Genomic DNA, 15,888 nt, shown 5'->3' with positions numbered 1-15,888 from the left:
CACGCTCCTGCGTGGGAACCCCTATGTCTGCAATCGGGCTTATTTTTTCTCGGTGATTTCAACTTTGGCTTCGTCACGCAGTGCTTTCATGTGCTTTTGCAGGGCTTGCTGGCTTAGCATTTGCTGAAGTTGTGGTTTTACTTCCTCCAGTTTGGGTGCCTGGGCGGCGCGTTCGTCTTCAACCTGAATGATGTGCCAGCCAAATTGTGATTTCACGGGTTTGGCAATCAGTTGGCCTTTTTTGGCTGCTTTGACGGCATTGGCAAATTCCGGTACATAGTTTTCGGCAGGTGCCCAGCCCAGATCGCCACCTGCTTTACCGCTACCTGAATCAATGGACTCTTTTTTGGCTACATCGGCAAACTTGGCTTTCTTGTCTTTAATGCTTTTTAGCAGTTTGTTGGCGGCTGTTTCGTCTTTAACCAGAATATGTTTTACTTTATATTCTTTTTTATTGGCATTTGCCTTAACGATTTCATCGTAAGCTTTTTGGATTTCAGCATCGGAAATCTGGTTTTTCTGGCTCCAGTCCTGCAGTAAAGAGGCAATCAGGATTTCCTGTTTTGCATTGCTCAGGGCAAGCGAAACGTCATCTTTCTTGTCAATGCCTGCTTTTTCGGCTTCCTGAACCAGCACGGCGCGATTAATGAGCTCTTCGGTTAACTGTTTGCGGAACTCGGGGGTATCCTGGGCACCACGGGCAACCAGGGCCTTGACGGTGTTGTTAAGTTCGGCTTCGGTAATGGCGTTGCCATTCACGGTTGCAATGTTCTGGGCAAAAGCAGGCAGGGCTACCGCACAAGTTGCGGCAAGTAACATAAAGCGTTTCATAAGTTTCCTTTTGTTGTCAAATAGTAGTTTGAGTTTGAATGGCAAGTGCGTGGATTGGGAATGGAATCAGGTCATTAAGGGCATCATAGACCAGTCTTTGCCGGGCAACCCGACTTAAATCATTGAACAGGGCAGACTGAATGATGACCGTGTAATGGCCGGCGCCGTTTTGGCTGCCGGCATGTCCGGCATGCAAATGAGAGTCGTCAATGATTTGTAGTTTGAGCGGGGAAAGAGCAGAAAGCCTTTCTTCAATTAATTTAATACGATCTGACATGGTCGGGCTCAGTTCTCGGGAATGTCAATGTGGCGGCTGATCCAGAGGGACTGGCCGATAGCGAAAATAACAAGCAGAATGGTCATGCCGAACACCTTGAACGTTGCCCATTGGTCCAGGGTAAAATACCCCGAAAAGGCAACAAACAGGTTGATGGCACCGGCAATAATAAAAAAACCCGACCAGCTGTAATTAAGTTTGTCCCAGACATGATTGTCCATGTTCATTTGGGCACCAAGCAGTTTTTGAATGAGATTTTTTTTGAAAAACAGTTTGCCGCCGAGCAGGATGGTTGCAAACATCCAGTAAAGAACGGTGGGCTTCCATTTGACGAAGGCTTCATTCTGGAAATAAATGGTGGCACCACCGAACACGACAATAATAATCACGTTCATCCAGTTAGTGGCTTCAATAGGCTTTTTGCGTAGCTTGAGCCAGGCAATTTGCGCCACACTTGCCACAATGGCAGCCCAAGTGGCAACGTAGATGTCGGCTACTTTGAAAGCGACAAAAAACAGGACAAGTGGAAAAAAATCAAACAGGAATTTTTTCATTCGGTGGGTTCAAAACGTAAAGAAAGGGAGTTGATGCAATAACGCAGGCCTGTGGGGGGCGGTCCATCGGGAAAAACATGTCCTAGATGGGAATCGCAGATGTTGCACAGGATTTCGGTACGAACCATGCCATGGCTGGTGTCACGCTCTTCTCTGACATGATCGGGGTTGATTGGTTCAAAATAACTGGGCCAGCCACATCCCGCATCAAATTTGGTGTCTGAGGCAAAAAGGGGAGTGCCGCAACCCACGCAGCGGTAGATGCCTGCCGAGAAGGTGTTCCAGTAGCGCCCGGTAAAAGCGCGTTCGGTGCCTTTTTGCCGCGCCACATAATATTCTTCAGGAGTAAGCTCCTGTTGCCATTGCGCGTCGGATTTGATGATTTTCACTGTTCACCTGTTTGGGGAATGAAACATGCCATTTTAAATGAAATGAGTATTATGTGTTTTATTTCCCGGATAAGTTTATTTTTTTGTTACACATTGTTTGAATGCGGGAAAAAGTGCGCCAGGAGCCCATTACAAGGCACTATGTTAGCGTAAAATGAGGTTCTGCGGTATTTTCAAGGCTGACAAATGGTAAGATTCACGTTTGCCTTTTGTTACCTGCGGTTTTACTGCCCCATTTATTGTGTCCCTGGAGACAAATTAAACATGAAGCTTGCCAAATTAACCTCTTTAAGTATGATGCTTGCCACTGCATTCGTGGGTACTGCGATGGCGCAAAACGTCGTCAATGTTGGTGTGTCCATTTCCGCTACCGGTCCGGCAGCCTCGTTGGGCATTCCTGAAAAAAACACAGTCGACGTGGTTCCTGCCGACGTGAATGGCGTCAAGGTAAATTACGTTGTATATGATGATGCAACTGACACCACGCAAGCCGTTAAAAACATGCGCAAGCTGATCAGTGAAAACAAAATCGATGTCATGATTGGCAGCACGGTGACCCCTGGCTCCCTGGCCATGGTAGATGTCGCCGCCGAGAATAAAGTGCCGGTCATCAGCCTGGCAGGTAATGCTGTCGTGGTTGAGCCCCAGGAAGGCGCCAAGAAATGGGCGTTCAAAACCCCCCAAAACGATTTCCTGATGGCACAGGCCCTGGCTGATGCCATGAAAAAAGCGAATGTCAAAACCCTGGGCGTGATTGGTTTTGCCGATGCCTACGGCCAAAGCTGGCTGAATGAAGTGAAAAGTGTCCTGAAAGACACCGATATCAGGATTGTGGCCGAAGAAAGCTATAACCGTCCTGATACCAGCGTTACCGGCCAGGTGCTTAAACTGTTGGCCACCAAACCCGATGCGGTTCTGGTGGCTACCGCCGGTACACCGGGTGCTTTGCCTCAACGCGAACTTAAACAGCGTGGCTATAAAGGTCAAATCTATCATACCCATGGTTCTGCCAATAGCGACTTCCTGCGTGTATGTGCCAAGGCCTGCGAGGGCCTGGTATTGCCAGTGGGTCCATTGCTGGTGGCCGACCAGCTTGCCGATGATAATCCGGTCAAGGCCGAAGGCCTGTCTTACATAGAAAGCTATGAAAACAAATTCGGCAAAGGCTCTGTGAGTGTATTTGGCGGCCATATGTGGGATGCCGCTGCACTAATCAATGCAGCCATTCCCAAGGCGATTGCCAGCGGTGCACAACCTGGTACCGAAGCCTTCCGCGTGGCCATGCGCGATGCGCTTGAAAATACCAGTGACGTAAAAGGTGTGCATGGTATTTTCAACATGAGCCCAAACAATCATACAGGTCTTGATGAACGCTCGCGCGTACTGGTCAAGGTTGTTGATGGCAAGTGGGTTTATGCGCCCGAGCTGGGTACCGAATAAGCCAGCCCGATCAGCGCCATAAATGCTCTGGTGGCCCGTCCTGTCAGCAGGCGGGCCATTGTGGCAAATGCGCTGCCACTATTATTGTTCTACATATCAAAAAGAGAAAAAGCAGAAGATGGATTGGTCTATAGCCAAAATACTTATGCAGGACGGCTTGGTTACCGGGGTGATATACGCCCTGATGGCTGTTTCGCTGGTCCTTGTATTTGTTGTTACCCGCATTATTTTTATTGCACAGGGAGAGTTTGTCACTTTTGGTGCACTTACTTTTGCAATTATGGCCGATGGCGGCAAGCCTGGCACTATTTGGCTGCTGCCCATGTTCGGCGCGGTTTTGTTCCTGAAAGAGCTGTATTTTGTCTACCAGGGTAAAGACAGGAAAACGCTGCTTAAATCCCTGGGACTTTTTATTATCTACCCCTTGCTTTTGTTGTGGGCGGTGCCGGTTGTTCTGGCCACCGATCCTTCATTGTGGGTAAAAGCCTTCCTCACGCTGCTGCTGGTTGTGCCACTGGGCCCCATGCTTTACCGTATTGCCTACGAGCCGGTTGCCGAGCATTCGGTGCTTACCCTGTTAATTGTCTCCATTGCCGTGCATTATGCGCTGGTGGGATTGGGCTTGGTGTTTTTTGGTGCCGAAGGCTGGCTGGTTTCCGAACCTTTCTTTGACGGCTCGGTTGAAATAGCCTCGTTAAGCTGGTCATACCAAAGCCTGTTTGTCATTGGCATGACCGTGGCCATTATTGGTGCTCTGTGGCTGTTTTTTGGCAAAACCCTGTATGGCCGCGCCTTGCGCGCAACAGCGGTTAACCGTCGGGGTGCCCGACTGGTAGGTATTGGTACTTCCATGTCGGGGCACCTTACTTTCTTTTTAACCGCGTTGGTCGGGGTGTTGTCTGGCATCATGATCGTGTCATTCATTACCATTACCTATGAAACGGGTTTCATGATTGGCCTTAAAGGATTTGTAGGCGCCATTATTGGTGGTCTGGTCAGTTATCCGCTGGCGGCTTTTGGCGCCATTGCCATTGGCATTATCGAGGCCTTCACCACATTCTGGGCCAGTGATTACAAAGAGGTTATTGTCTTTGGTATTGTTATTCCTGTTCTGCTGTTACGCGCCATTTTAGTCAAGCACGAAGAGGATGAAGAATAATAAAATGAAACGTTTATTTCTTGCACTGTTTATCATTTTTCTGGTGGTTCTGCCTGTCTTTCCAGGCACCCCCGAGTTCTGGATCAACCAGATGAACTCGATCGGTATTGCCAGCCTGGTTGTGCTGGGGCTGGTGGTGCTGACCGGTGTGGGTGGCCTGACTTCTTTTGGTCAGGCTGCATTTGTCGGTATTGGTGCCTATGCAACCGCCTATCTGTCAACCACGGCCGGTTACTCTCCGTGGGTGGGTTTGCTGGTGGCCCTGGCTTTAACGTTTATCGTCTCCTATATTCTGGGGCAAATCACCTTAAGCCTGTCAGGGCATTATTTGCCGCTTAGCACGATTGCGGTTTGTCTGGTTTTTTATTACCTGTACGGCAACCTGGGTTTCCTGGGGCGTCACGATGGTATTCCCGGTATTCCACCCATCGAGATTTTTGGTTTTTCCCTGCTGAAGGCCAAACATATTTATTTTCTTATTTGGGCGTGCGTGCTGCTGGCCGTCTGGTTCAGCAAAAACCTGTTGGATTCCCGTCCCGGGCGGGCTATCCGTTCGCTCAAAAGCGGGGCGGGCATGGCCGAATCCTTTGGGGTGCATACCAAATATTATAAGGTGGTTGCTTTTGTCTACGCCGGTGTCTTGGCCGGGCTGGCAGGCTGGTTGTATGCCCACGAGCAGCGGGCTGTCAGCCCCAGTACGTTTGGTATTAACTACGGTATTGAATATCTGTTCATGGCTGTTATTGGCGGCTCAGCCAATATCTGGGGAGCTGTTTTTGGTTCCACGCTTATCCTTACCATGAAAGACCATATCCAGGATATTGTGCCACAATTGTTAAATACCTCGGCCAACTTCGAAATGGTGGTGTTTGGTATTTTAATGGTGTTTATTTTGCACCATGCCCGCGAAGGCCTGTGGCCCATACTGGTTAATTTTGTGGCCAAGTTCACCGGCAGCCAGCTGGTGCAGCCCAAACCGGTACCCGACGCTTCTTCAGCCCTGCCGCAGCGGAACAGGCCACAACATGGTGAGCTCATTCTTGAAGTGGACAATATCCGCAAGGAGTTTGGTGGCCTGGTGGCTGTCAATGATATCAGTTTCAATATCCATGCCGGTCAAATCATGGGCCTTATCGGGCCCAATGGCGCAGGTAAAAGTACCACTTTCAACCTGATTACAGGGGTGCACTCGCTAACCCGCGGTTCCGTACGTTTCATGGGGCAGGAAATCGGTTCGCTGTCATCCCGTAAAATCGCCGCGCTTGGCGTGGGTCGCACCTTTCAGCATGTGCAGCTGCTGCCAACCATGAGTGTGCTTGAAAACGTGGCGCTGGGGGCGCATTTGCGCGTCAATACGGGTATTGTGCAAAGTCTGCTGCATCTGGAGCGTGAGACCGAGGCCCAAATGCTGCAAGAAGCCAAAAAGCAGCTTGAGCGGGTCGGGCTGGGTGATTATCTGCACGAGCAGGCTGGCAATCTGTCTTTGGGCCAGCAACGTATTGTGGAAATTGCCCGTGCGTTGGCACTTGATCCAACCTTGCTGCTGCTTGATGAGCCTGCAGCAGGTTTGCGCTACAAGGAAAAGCAGGAGCTGGCCAGTGTACTGTCCGGTTTGCGCGATGAGGGAATGAGTATTTTGCTGGTGGAACACGATATGGATTTTGTCATGCGCCTGACCAATCATTTGGTGGTTATGGATTTTGGTACCCGTATTGCAGAAGGTACACCCGGGCAGATTCAGGTGAATCCCGTGGTGCTTGAGGCCTATTTGGGCGGTGTCGATGATGACCTGGGTATTTCCATTGACGCAAAGGGTGCAAACGCATGAGTATCTTACTGGAAACCAAAAACCTGTGTGCACAGTATGGCAAGGTGCTGGCTGTGCAAAATATCAATCTTAAAGTAAAAAGTGGCCAGGTGGTAACGGTTATCGGGGCCAACGGGGCGGGTAAGTCCACCTTGCTCAATGCCATCATGGGCTCACTGCCGGTTCCTGGCTCGGCCAATGGTGAGGTGGTTTACCAGGAACACGATATCAGTCGCCTGATTGTTGAAGACCGGGTGGCTAATGGCCTGTGCCTGGTGCCAGAAAAACGCGAGTTGTTTTCCAGCATGCCGGTCGAGGATAACCTGCTGCTAGGCGGTTTTCGCCGTTATCGTGCCCGGGAAAAAAACTGGAGGGACACGCTGGATGAAGTTTATGAACTGTTTCCGCGACTGAAAGAGCGACGCATGCAAAATGCCGGTACCTTGTCGGGCGGAGAGCGTCAAATGCTGGCGGTTGGGCGTGCCTTAATGGGCAAACCCAAAGTGCTGATGCTTGATGAGCCCAGCCTGGGGCTGGCGCCATTGGTGGTGCGCGAGGTTTTTCATACTATCATGAGGCTTCGGGAAAACGGGGTGTCAATTTTGCTGGTAGAGCAAAATGCCCGTGCTGCCCTGCAAGTGGCCGATTACGGTTACGTGCTTGAAATGGGAGAGGTCCGTCTTGAGGGTAATGCTTCCGAGCTGCTCCACGATCCCCGGGTTATTGAGAGTTATCTGGGTTTTGGCAAGCAGGACAATTAAGTAACAGCCCGGTGAGCCGCCAGCGGTTCACCAGCTTGGATTGCCAATCCGGGAAGATGTTTTTCGCAGGACTTGATGATTGTCCCGGCTGCTTCAGGATGTCCCGGTTTTATCAGGATGCCTTGGTTTTATCTTTGTAATCACAGATGTCCGCAATGCCGCATTGCGGACATTTTGGTTTTCGGGCCACGCACACATAGCGGCCATGCAATATCAGCCAGTGATGCGCGTCAAGCAAATATTCTTTAGGGACCAGCCTGAGCAGTTTTTTTTCTACTTCAAGCACATTCTTGCCCGGTGCAATGCCGGTGCGATTGGAAACCCGGAAAATATGCGTGTCTACCGCCATGGCAGGTTGGCCAAAAGCGGTATTAAGCACTACATTGGCGGTTTTTCGGCCTACGCCAGGCAAGGACTCCAGCGCTTCACGGTTGCCGGGGACCTGGCCGTTGTATTGGTTTTGCAAGATCTCACAGGTGGCCAGGGCATTTTTAGCCTTGGTTTTGTACAGGCCAATGGTGCGAATGGCTTCGGTAAATTTTTCCAGTCCCATGTCCAGGATATCCTGGGGTGTTTTACAGGTGTCGAAAAACTTGCGGGTTGCAATATTAACCGCTTTATCGGTGGCCTGTGCCGATAACAGTACCGCAATCAGCAACTGAAAATTGTTTTCGTATTCCAGTTCTGTGGTGGGTTTGGGGTTGGCGGCTTTAAAGCGGGCAAAAATCTCTTTTCTTTTTTCGGCGTTCATGGTTATGGGGTGGCAGGGCCTTTTTTTATGCCTTGCTGGCGTCGTTCACGAGCCCGTTGCAGTGCCAGGGCAATGGCCTCTTTCTTAAGCTGCTCAGCGGTTTTTTCATTGCCTGACGGTTGGGGTGGCGTGGGCAGGCTGGCCAATTCTTCGGAATGCGTAGCGGTTTGAATGGATTTCTGGTTAAGACGGGCCTCTTCCTGCAGGCTTAGTTTTAGCAGGCGTGCAGCACGTTGCTCATGGCGATCCCGCGCGGCATTGGCGTCTGCAGTCGTCCAGGTGCGGTTGGCATCAACCATGCTGATGCAGTCAACCGGACAGGGCGCAACGCATAAGTCGCAACCCGTGCATAATTGCGGGTCTACCGTATGCATGAATTTATTGGCACCAATAATGGCGTCTACCGGACAGGCCCGGATGCACAGGGTGCAGCCAATGCAGTGGGCTTCATCAATCACCGCCACCTGCAGGGGGATCTCAGGGCCGCATTCCGGGTCCAGGGGTAAGACCGGTACTTGCAGCAAAGTAGCCAGCTGCTGTATGCCCTGGCTGCCCCCGGGAGGGCAGCGGTTGATGCTGGCTTCTTGCTGAACCAGTGCCTGTGCATAGGGTTTACAGCCATCATAGCCGCATTTTGTGCATTGGGTTTGCGGCAGGATGGCATCAATTTTCTGAAGTAGGGATTTGCTTGTCATAGTAAAAATAAAAAAGGCCTGTTGTTTGAACAGGCCTTCCCATTTTAACCGGAAATCAGTCCCGGTCGACGTTATTGATGAATTCTTTCACTTCAGGAAAAATTCGCATACGCCACTTGGTGCCGGAAAAAATACCATAGTGTCCACAGCCAGTTGCCTGCAGATGGTATTTGTTGGCATTAGGTATGTTGCCACACAGTTCATGGGCCACACGGGTTTGCCCATGGCCGGTAATGTCATCCAGTTCACCTTCAACGGTCATGAGTTTGACATTGCGGATATGATCGGGATCTACCCGTACGCCACGAACATCCCAAAGCCCGCGTGGAAGCAGGTGTTCCTGGAAGACGACCCGAATGGTGTCAAGGTAATATTCGGCCGGCATGTCCAGCACCGCATTGTACTCATCGTAGAATTTGCGGTGGCCACTGGCTTCCATCTCATTGCCTTTCATAAGGTTGCGATAGTAGTCGTAGTGCGACTGCATGTGTTTGTCGGGATTCATGGAAACAAAACCGGCATGTTGCAAAAAGCCCGGATAAACCTTGCGGCCCACACCCGGGTAACGGGAGGGCACGATGTGAATCAGCTGGTTTTCAAACCATGAATAGGGTTTGGTACTGGCCAGTCCGTTAACTTCGGTGGGCGAGTAACGGGTATCCAGCGGGCCACCCATCATGATCATGCTTTTGGGCATAACCGTTTCATTATTGCCCGCCATCAAAGAAATTGCGGCCAGAACGGGTACGGTAGGCTGGCAAACCGACATAACGTGCAGGTCTGGGCCCAGCGTGCGGATGAATTCCTGGATATATTCAATGTAGTCATCCAGATGGAAGGTGCCTTCAGCCAGGGAAACCATGCGCGCATCGATCCAGTCGGTCACGTAGACATCATAAGCGCTTAGCATGGTGCGTACCGTATCACGCAGCAAAGTGGCATGGTGCCCGGACAGCGGGGCAGCAATCAGCACTTTTGGACAGGGTTTTGCGTTGGGTTCAGGTTCGCGAACAAAATGAACCAAATTGCAAAAAGGTTTGCTTTGGGCAATTTCAGCATGAACCCTCACTTCGCGGTCTTCCACGATGACTGAATTGATGCCCCATTCGGGTTTTTCATAATCCTTGCCCAATCGATGAATGAGTTCAAGCCCTGCCGATATCTGTTTTGAGTTGGGGATATAGGCGTATGGACTGTAAGGATTGGAAAAAAGTTGAGAGCCTATGTTCGTGAAAGCCGAAATAGGAGCCAGTATGGAGCGGGTCAATTCATGAAATTGGTACAACATAATCTCATTTCCTTGTTGTTGTTTTGCCCAGAAAAACCTGGTGCATGATAAAAGTCTAGCACCAGTGATCTGGATATAACATCAGGAAATGTTAATTTTCACCTAAAACAGACAGAAGTTAGGGAAATTACTATTTTGTTACTATTCATAAATACGTTATAGGGCAATAAATAAGGAATTATTACCAGTAATTTTCAACGGCAAGATTGCCCGGGATGCCGCGCCTGCCGGCTGCGAAGCCTTTTTCACCCAGTATTTTTCGTGCTTCAGAGAGCATCTCGGGGTTGCCACACAGCATGATTCTTGATGTTTCCGGATCCAGTTTCAAGCCGCTTAACTGCTCAAGCTTGCCATTGCTGATAAGGCTGGTCAGGCGTTCCTGCGGATGGTTTTTGTAAGCCTCCCGGGTGGGAAGGGGCAAGTAAACAAAACGATCGCCAAACTGTTGTTGCCATTTGGCCATTTCATCCTGATAAGTCAGCTCTTCGCAGGTACGAACACCATGGGCCAGGATGATTTTGTCAAACCGTTCCCAGGTGGCGGGGGTGTTGAGCATGGAGATATAGGCCGATAAGCCGGTGCCTGTAGCAAGTAGCCACAAATTGCCTCCCTGGGGGAAACGGTCTATGGTCAGGAAACCAAAGGCGGTTTTGTCGATATAAACCGGGTCGCCGGTTTTAAGGCCGGCCAGGCGGGGACTGAATTCGCCCTCAGGTACTACAATAGAGTAAAAAGACAGAAAATCATCCTCTGGGGTACTGACCATGGAATAGGCACGCCAAATAGTGGGCTCGGCAGCGTGGTCATTGCTGGCGGGCAGGCCAAGCCGGGCAAACTGGCCCGGTTCAAACTGGAAGGCACTATCGCGGGTGGTGGTGATCGAGAACAGCTTGCCGGGCACCCATTCGGTCATGCCGGTTACTGTTTCACGGGTATATTTCTGGTCAGTCATATTTTCCTGTTTTTTCGGTCAGCTATTTTTCCAGGTACTGGAGTTTGTCTGGTACGTTATTCCACTCATCAGCATCGTCAAGCGGTTTTTTAGAGCGGCTGATGGTTGGGAACTCGGGGCTGAGTTCTGCATTGATTTTGATGAAATGGATCTGGTCCTGTGGCACGTCCTCTTCAGCAAAAATGGCATTGGCCGGACACTCGGGAATACAGACGGCACAGTCAATGCATTCATCGGGATCAATCACCAGGAAGTTGGGGCCTTCCTTGAAACAATCGACAGGGCATACATCAACACAGTCTGTATATTTGCATTTAATACAGTTTTCGGTAACAACGTGAGTCATTTAAAACTCCAATAAACGACATTAAAAATGTGATTTTACCCAATCTTGAAATACTTGGCGCTCAAAACCCTGATAGCTGTGATATGGTTATAAAAAATTCACCGTGACCGACATGATTATTACCTCGCTTTTAGATACCGATTTATATAAATTCAGCATGATGCAGGTCGTGTTGCATCAGTTTCCAGGTGCCCAGGTGGAGTACCGCTTCAAGTGCCGTTCCAAGGGTGTCAACCTGCGTCCTTACATTAATGAAATACGCGAGGAAATTCATCATCTGTGCCAGTTGCGCTTCACTGAAGATGAACTGGACTATTTGCGCAACATGCGTTTCATCAAAAGTGATTTTGTTGATTTCCTGGGCCTGTTTCATTTGCCCGAAAAATGCATCGAAGTAGGTGAGGGCCCCGAGGAAGGGGAAATTACCATCGAGGCCAAAGGCCCCTGGCTGCATACGATTTTATTTGAAATCCCGGTGCTGGCCATTGTGAATGAAGTGTATTTCCGCAATGTGCATAAAAATCTTGATTGGACGGAAGGCAGGCGTCGCCTGAATGAGAAAATTGAACTGGTCAATGCCAGTACCGACCTGAAAAGTTTCAAAATTTCCGAATACGGTACCCGCCGGCGATTTTCCAAGGCCTGGCATCATGAAGTGGTTAAAACCCTTAAAGAAAAAATGGGCAACCATTTCGTGGGTACCAGTAATGTCTTAATGGCCAAAGAATATAATACAACTCCCTTGGGTACCATGGGGCACGAATATTTGCAGGCCTGCCAGGCATTGGGGCCGCGCTTGCGCGATTCCCAGGTGTTTGCCCTTGAAATGTGGGCTAAAGAATACCGTGGTGACCTGGGTATTGCCCTGTCTGATGTTTACGGCCTGAATGCTTTCCTGCGTGATTTTGACATGTATTTTTGCAAATTGTTTGATGGCGCGCGTCACGATTCCGGCGATCCGTTCGAATGGGGAGAACGCCTGTTGGCCCATTATCAGGCCAATCGGGTAGATCCCATCAGCAAAACCCTGGTTTTTTCCAATAACCTCAATTTTCCAACAGCCATGGAGATTGCGCGTCGTTTTAGTGGGCGCTGCAAGGTGTCTTTTGGGATTGGCACTAATTTAACCAACGACATGGGTGTGCCAGCCTTGCAGGTGGTCATGAAAATGGTTCGTTGCAATGGCCAGCCGGTTGCCAAGGTTTCAGACGAACCCGAGAAAACCATGTGTGATGACCCTGCTTATTTGTCTTATTTGCGGCATGTCTTTGATTTGCCCGCTGCCTGATTTTTTCTCAACCTTTTACAGGAAACCTTGAATGAGCGATATTAAACGTACCAATGTGGGTGCCCGCTTGTCCGATATGGCTGTTTATAATGGCGTTGCCTACCTGGCTGGGCAGGTTCCCACCGATGCTTCACTGGATATGGAAGGCCAAACCGCCCAGGTACTGGCTACCATCGACGAGTTGCTGGCGCAGGCCGGTACCAGCAAAGAAAGAATTTTAATGGCACAAATTTATGTGGCCAATATGGCCGAATTCCCTGCCATGAATAAAGCATGGGATCAATGGGTCTCCAAAGAAAACGCACCACCCCGTGCAACGGTGGAAGCCCGTTTGGCCAATCCCGGTTTCAAGGTTGAAATCGTTGTGACAGCAGCGCTTTAAGTTTTACTCGTTCCCGTGCTCCCGCGTGGGAATGCGTATCCGGTTTACTCGTTCCCATGCTCCCGCGTGGGAATGCGTATTTCATAGCCAGGCATAAAGCGTGCCTCCCACTTCGGCAGCCTGGGCCAGCTGTTCGGCTGACAGGCTTTTCGGCGCAAGGATTTCTTCTTTGGTCTGGCTGGCGGTATTCAATATAATGGCTGGCACTTTTTCGTTAAGGCGCCAGCCGGTGCAAATGCGCTGCAGCTGTCGCAGTGCTCCTTGCCCGTCAGAGCCGGCGGTAATAATCGCACTGTATGGCCGTCCCTCTACGTTGCCCAGTAGATCATAATAAAAACGGTCAAAAAACTCTTTCATGGCACCACTTAGGCTGGCCAGGTTTTCAGGGGCGCAAAACAGGTAGGCATCTGCCTGTAAAAGCAGGTCAAGCGTTACCTCGTTGGCGTTCAGCATGATGATTTCATCTTGCTGGCCCAGTTCCTGGCGAATCTTGCGGGCGCTGTCACAGGCCGCCTGGGCAGCCAGTTTGGCGGCATTAGTGCGTGAATGCCAAATGACTAACAACGTTTTTGTATTTGCGTCCATAGTTTCGGCCTGTACAATAAGGGGTGTTGCATTTGATTTCTTATATTATTCCTTAACCATGATTCACATGATACCCGATAGCGAAAATAAAAACGTCCTTGATGAAGCGTGGCTTGAGTCGGTGTGTGAAGACCTTCGACCCGAAGAGTGGCGCTTGCTGGAAAAAGCAACCAGCTGGGCTTTGCAAACCATGGGCGGGCAGATTCTTGCAACCGGAGAGCCAGCACTTAAACATGCTGCCGGGGTGGTCAGGATTTTATCCCTGCTCCAGGTTGATGCGACCACTATGGTGTCGGGCCTTATTGCCGCCATGCCCACAAAGCAAGAGGCAGCTTCTGAAAAAAACTACAAGAACGAAATTATCAATCAGTTTGGGCTGGAGGTCTTTAATCTGGTCCAGGGGTCACGGGAATTGGTCAAAATAGGCTTGGTGGCCCGCAATGCAGGTACTGCCAGCCAGGAAGGCGGCAATAGCGGCAACCAGCAGGAAATGCTGCGCAAAATGTTGCTGGCCATGGCTACCGATTTGCGAATTGTGCTGGTGCGTCTGGCTTCCCGGTTGCAAACATTGCGCTGGTTTGCTGAAACCAAGAAACCCTGCCCTGAAGATATTTCCATTGAAACCCGCGATGTGTATGCGCCACTGGCCAATCGCCTGGGGATCTGGCAAATCAAATGGGAAATGGAAGACCTTTCTTTCCGCTTTCTTGAGCCCGAGGTGTACAAGGATATCGCCAAAAAACTGGAAAGTCGCCGTGTAGAGCGTGAAAGCCTTGTTGCCGCAACCGTCAATGAGATTCGGGATTCGTTGCAGGAAATGGGCATCAAGGCCGATGTGGCCGGTCGAGCCAAGCATATTTACAGTATTTACAACAAGATGCGCAACAAACAGCTTGATTTTGACCAATTGTATGACTTGCAGGCTTTGCGTATTATTGTGGATACCGAACGGGATTGTTACACCGCCTTGTCACTGGTGCATGCCAAGTGGACACCGGTTATGGACGAATACGATGATTACATTGCCAATCCCAAACCTAACGGTTACCGCTCCCTTCATACGGTAGTTATGGGTGATGACGGTCGCGCTTTTGAAGTGCAGATCCGCACCACGCAAATGCATCAGTTTGCCGAATATGGCATGGCGGCCCACTGGCGCTATAAAGAAGCCGGGGTAAAAGGCGGGCAGGTAGCGGCTTCCAGCCTGTATGACCGCCAGGTTTCCTGGATGCGGCAGTTGCTTTCGTGGCGCAAAGAGGTAGGCATTACCGAAAAAGAAGAAAAAAAAGCGTCTGAAGAAAATGGGGTAAACCAGCCTGGGCTGGAGCGTAAAAAAGCCGAATTGAAAAAAACCGGCGAACAGCTGGAACAAATGAAAGAGGGTGAAAGGCATGAGCGTATCTATGTGCTCACACCGCAGGCCCGTGTCATTGAGCTGGCGGAAGACAGTACGCCGGTTGACTTTGCCTACCATCTGCATACAGACCTGGGACACCGTTGTCGGGGAGCCAAGGTAGACGGCCATATGGTTGCGCTTAACACCAAACTGAAAACCGGCCAGACGGTTGAAATTATTGCTGCCAAGTCGGGCGGGCCTTCCCGTGACTGGCTGAATTCGCAACTGGGTTATTTGGCCAGCCCCAGGGCCAGGGCCAAGGTGCGATTATGGTTTAATGCGATTGAATTGCAAAAACGTATTACCAGCGGACAAGAGCAGGTTGAGAAGGAATTGCAACGCTTGGGTAAAACAGCGGTTAATCAGGAACAGCTGGCCGAAAAACTGGGCTTTGCCCGTGCCGATGATTTGTATGTGGCAGTCGCCAAAGACGAGTTCAGCTTGCGGTCCATTGCTTCTGCTTTTGCCGAGCCGAGCGCTGAAACCGGTGCCGAAGACAAAATCCTGGTGGCTCGCCAAACCGATACCCGCCAGGCAGGTAAGGGCGGTGTGCTGGTGGTGGGGGTTGATTCATTAATGACCCAGCTGGCACGTTGTTGCCGCCCGGCACCACCCGATGATATTGTCGGTTTTGTCACCCGTGGCCGGGGGGTATCCATTCATCGTCAGGATTGCACCTCGTTTTCCGTGTTAAGGCATAAAAACCCCGAACGGGTCATTGATGTTGCCTGGGGTAATACCGAAGACACGGTCTATCCGGTCAATATTGCCGTGCATGCGCAGGATCGCACAGGTCTGCTGCGGGATGTCTCTGAAACTTTTTCCAGGCTTAAGCTTAAGGTGGTTGGCGTCAATACGCAAAGCAAGCGTTCGCTGGCACATATGCACTTTACCATCGAGATCCAGAATGGGGAGCAATTGTCCCGGGCTTTGCAAGCCTTATTGGAAATCCCCGGGGTAATGTCTGCGTCCCGCTGTTAAATTGAG

Annotated in this window: 17 protein-coding genes; 7 read left to right on the top strand and 10 right to left on the bottom strand. The window is 50.4% G+C overall.

Translation table 11 applies throughout. The features are described from left to right. Positions 1 to 39: 39 nt before the first annotated feature. The 4 genes from IE074_RS01780 to msrB are packed head-to-tail and all read right to left on the bottom strand — an operon-like array spanning position 40 to position 2,051. On the bottom strand, positions 40 to 831 hold the full coding sequence (locus IE074_RS01780; RefSeq protein ID WP_189383714.1) for a foldase protein PrsA: 792 nt from the start codon (positions 829 to 831) through the stop codon (positions 40 to 42). A gap of 16 nt (positions 832 to 847) precedes the next feature. Then, positions 848 to 1,108, bottom strand: a complete 261-nt coding sequence (locus IE074_RS01775) for a BolA family protein (RefSeq protein ID WP_229793845.1) — start codon at positions 1,106 to 1,108, stop codon at positions 848 to 850. An 8-nt stretch (positions 1,109 to 1,116) separates the two neighbouring features. Next, positions 1,117 to 1,662 (bottom strand): septation protein A, encoded by a 546-nt coding sequence (locus IE074_RS01770; protein ID WP_189383713.1) that lies wholly within the window; start codon positions 1,660 to 1,662, stop codon positions 1,117 to 1,119. Then, positions 1,659 to 2,051 carry a peptide-methionine (R)-S-oxide reductase MsrB gene (gene msrB / locus IE074_RS01765; protein WP_189383712.1) on the bottom strand — a complete coding sequence of 131 codons (393 nt, stop codon included), beginning with the start codon at positions 2,049 to 2,051 and terminating at the stop codon, positions 1,659 to 1,661. Before msrB ends, IE074_RS01770 begins: the two co-directional genes overlap by 4 nt. A gap of 264 nt (positions 2,052 to 2,315) precedes the next feature. Between msrB and IE074_RS01760 the strand changes: the two genes are divergently transcribed. From IE074_RS01760 to IE074_RS01745, 4 genes are all read left to right on the top strand, one after another. Then, positions 2,316 to 3,491: an ABC transporter substrate-binding protein gene (locus IE074_RS01760; RefSeq protein ID WP_189383711.1), complete on the top strand. Its 1,176-nt coding sequence runs from the start codon at positions 2,316 to 2,318 to the stop codon at positions 3,489 to 3,491. 118 nt (positions 3,492 to 3,609) lie between these two features. Further along, positions 3,610 to 4,650 carry a branched-chain amino acid ABC transporter permease gene (locus IE074_RS01755; protein WP_189383710.1) on the top strand — a complete coding sequence of 347 codons (1,041 nt, stop codon included), beginning with the start codon at positions 3,610 to 3,612 and terminating at the stop codon, positions 4,648 to 4,650. Between the two features lie 4 nt (positions 4,651 to 4,654). After that, the gene (locus IE074_RS01750; protein WP_189383709.1) at positions 4,655 to 6,478 is read left to right on the top strand and encodes a branched-chain amino acid ABC transporter ATP-binding protein/permease; all 1,824 of its coding nucleotides are present in this window, start codon (positions 4,655 to 4,657) and stop codon (positions 6,476 to 6,478) included. Next, positions 6,475 to 7,218 (top strand): ABC transporter ATP-binding protein, encoded by a 744-nt coding sequence (locus IE074_RS01745; protein ID WP_189383708.1) that lies wholly within the window; start codon positions 6,475 to 6,477, stop codon positions 7,216 to 7,218. The genes IE074_RS01750 and IE074_RS01745 overlap by 4 nt, the downstream gene beginning before the upstream one ends. A gap of 112 nt (positions 7,219 to 7,330) precedes the next feature. Here the strand turns inward: IE074_RS01745 and nth are convergent, their stop codons facing one another. The 5 genes from nth to fdxA form a co-directional block, all read right to left on the bottom strand. Continuing rightward, the gene (gene nth, locus IE074_RS01740) at positions 7,331 to 7,969 is read right to left on the bottom strand and encodes an endonuclease III (RefSeq protein ID WP_189383707.1); all 639 of its coding nucleotides are present in this window, start codon (positions 7,967 to 7,969) and stop codon (positions 7,331 to 7,333) included. Positions 7,970 to 7,971: 2 nt separating this feature from the next. Continuing rightward, the gene (gene rsxB / locus IE074_RS01735; protein WP_189383706.1) at positions 7,972 to 8,664 is read right to left on the bottom strand and encodes an electron transport complex subunit RsxB; all 693 of its coding nucleotides are present in this window, start codon (positions 8,662 to 8,664) and stop codon (positions 7,972 to 7,974) included. Between the two features lie 55 nt (positions 8,665 to 8,719). Then, entirely contained in the window at positions 8,720 to 9,952 is a 1,233-nt protein-coding gene (locus IE074_RS01730) for a polyhydroxyalkanoate depolymerase (RefSeq protein WP_189383705.1), read from the bottom strand. A 181-nt stretch (positions 9,953 to 10,133) separates the two neighbouring features. Further along, complete coding sequence (locus IE074_RS01725; RefSeq protein ID WP_189383704.1) at positions 10,134 to 10,904, bottom strand: ferredoxin--NADP reductase; 771 nt, start codon at positions 10,902 to 10,904, stop codon at positions 10,134 to 10,136. 22 nt (positions 10,905 to 10,926) lie between these two features. Then, positions 10,927 to 11,250: a ferredoxin FdxA gene (gene fdxA, locus IE074_RS01720; protein ID WP_189383703.1), complete on the bottom strand. Its 324-nt coding sequence runs from the start codon at positions 11,248 to 11,250 to the stop codon at positions 10,927 to 10,929. A 112-nt stretch (positions 11,251 to 11,362) separates the two neighbouring features. Here fdxA and pncB point away from each other — a divergent pair, with 112 nt between their 5' ends. Together pncB and IE074_RS01710 are read left to right on the top strand one after the other, a co-directional pair. Further along, positions 11,363 to 12,538: a nicotinate phosphoribosyltransferase gene (gene pncB, locus IE074_RS01715; RefSeq protein WP_189383702.1), complete on the top strand. Its 1,176-nt coding sequence runs from the start codon at positions 11,363 to 11,365 to the stop codon at positions 12,536 to 12,538. Between the two features lie 31 nt (positions 12,539 to 12,569). Continuing rightward, the gene (locus IE074_RS01710; protein WP_189383701.1) at positions 12,570 to 12,920 is read left to right on the top strand and encodes a RidA family protein; all 351 of its coding nucleotides are present in this window, start codon (positions 12,570 to 12,572) and stop codon (positions 12,918 to 12,920) included. Between the two features lie 81 nt (positions 12,921 to 13,001). Here IE074_RS01710 and IE074_RS01705 read toward each other — a convergent pair whose 3' ends face one another. Further along, positions 13,002 to 13,505 (bottom strand): flavodoxin family protein, encoded by a 504-nt coding sequence (locus IE074_RS01705; RefSeq protein WP_189383700.1) that lies wholly within the window; start codon positions 13,503 to 13,505, stop codon positions 13,002 to 13,004. Positions 13,506 to 13,563: 58 nt separating this feature from the next. On the opposite strand from IE074_RS01705, the gene IE074_RS01700 reads away from it, so the two are divergent. Further along, positions 13,564 to 15,882, top strand: a complete 2,319-nt coding sequence (locus IE074_RS01700; protein ID WP_189383699.1) for a RelA/SpoT family protein — start codon at positions 13,564 to 13,566, stop codon at positions 15,880 to 15,882. Positions 15,883 to 15,888 lie beyond the last annotated feature (6 nt).

It is taken from the genome of Advenella faeciporci (assembly GCF_014652395.1).
Lineage (GTDB): Bacteria > Pseudomonadota > Gammaproteobacteria > Burkholderiales > Burkholderiaceae_B > Advenella > Advenella faeciporci.
The sequence above is the reverse complement of the archived record's forward strand: the minus strand, read 5'-3'. Positions and strand labels throughout refer to the sequence as shown.

Coding starts and splice junctions, on each gene's coding strand:
- IE074_RS01780 (WP_189383714.1), bottom strand. CDS start 831: ATGAAACGCTTTATGTTACTTGCCGCAACTTGTGCGGTAGCCCTGCCT.
- IE074_RS01775 (WP_229793845.1), bottom strand. CDS start 1,108: ATGTCAGATCGTATTAAATTAATTGAAGAAAGGCTTTCTGCTCTTTCC.
- IE074_RS01770 (WP_189383713.1), bottom strand. CDS start 1,662: ATGAAAAAATTCCTGTTTGATTTTTTTCCACTTGTCCTGTTTTTTGTC.
- IE074_RS01760 (WP_189383711.1), top strand. CDS start 2,316: ATGAAGCTTGCCAAATTAACCTCTTTAAGTATGATGCTTGCCACTGCA.
- IE074_RS01755 (WP_189383710.1), top strand. CDS start 3,610: ATGGATTGGTCTATAGCCAAAATACTTATGCAGGACGGCTTGGTTACC.
- IE074_RS01750 (WP_189383709.1), top strand. CDS start 4,655: ATGAAACGTTTATTTCTTGCACTGTTTATCATTTTTCTGGTGGTTCTG.
- IE074_RS01745 (WP_189383708.1), top strand. CDS start 6,475: ATGAGTATCTTACTGGAAACCAAAAACCTGTGTGCACAGTATGGCAAG.
- nth (WP_189383707.1), bottom strand. CDS start 7,969: ATGAACGCCGAAAAAAGAAAAGAGATTTTTGCCCGCTTTAAAGCCGCC.
- rsxB (WP_189383706.1), bottom strand. CDS start 8,664: ATGACAAGCAAATCCCTACTTCAGAAAATTGATGCCATCCTGCCGCAA.
- IE074_RS01730 (WP_189383705.1), bottom strand. CDS start 9,952: ATGTTGTACCAATTTCATGAATTGACCCGCTCCATACTGGCTCCTATT.
- IE074_RS01725 (WP_189383704.1), bottom strand. CDS start 10,904: ATGACTGACCAGAAATATACCCGTGAAACAGTAACCGGCATGACCGAA.
- fdxA (WP_189383703.1), bottom strand. CDS start 11,250: ATGACTCACGTTGTTACCGAAAACTGTATTAAATGCAAATATACAGAC.
- pncB (WP_189383702.1), top strand. CDS start 11,363: ATGATTATTACCTCGCTTTTAGATACCGATTTATATAAATTCAGCATG.
- IE074_RS01710 (WP_189383701.1), top strand. CDS start 12,570: ATGAGCGATATTAAACGTACCAATGTGGGTGCCCGCTTGTCCGATATG.
- IE074_RS01705 (WP_189383700.1), bottom strand. CDS start 13,505: ATGGACGCAAATACAAAAACGTTGTTAGTCATTTGGCATTCACGCACT.
- IE074_RS01700 (WP_189383699.1), top strand. CDS start 13,564: ATGATTCACATGATACCCGATAGCGAAAATAAAAACGTCCTTGATGAA.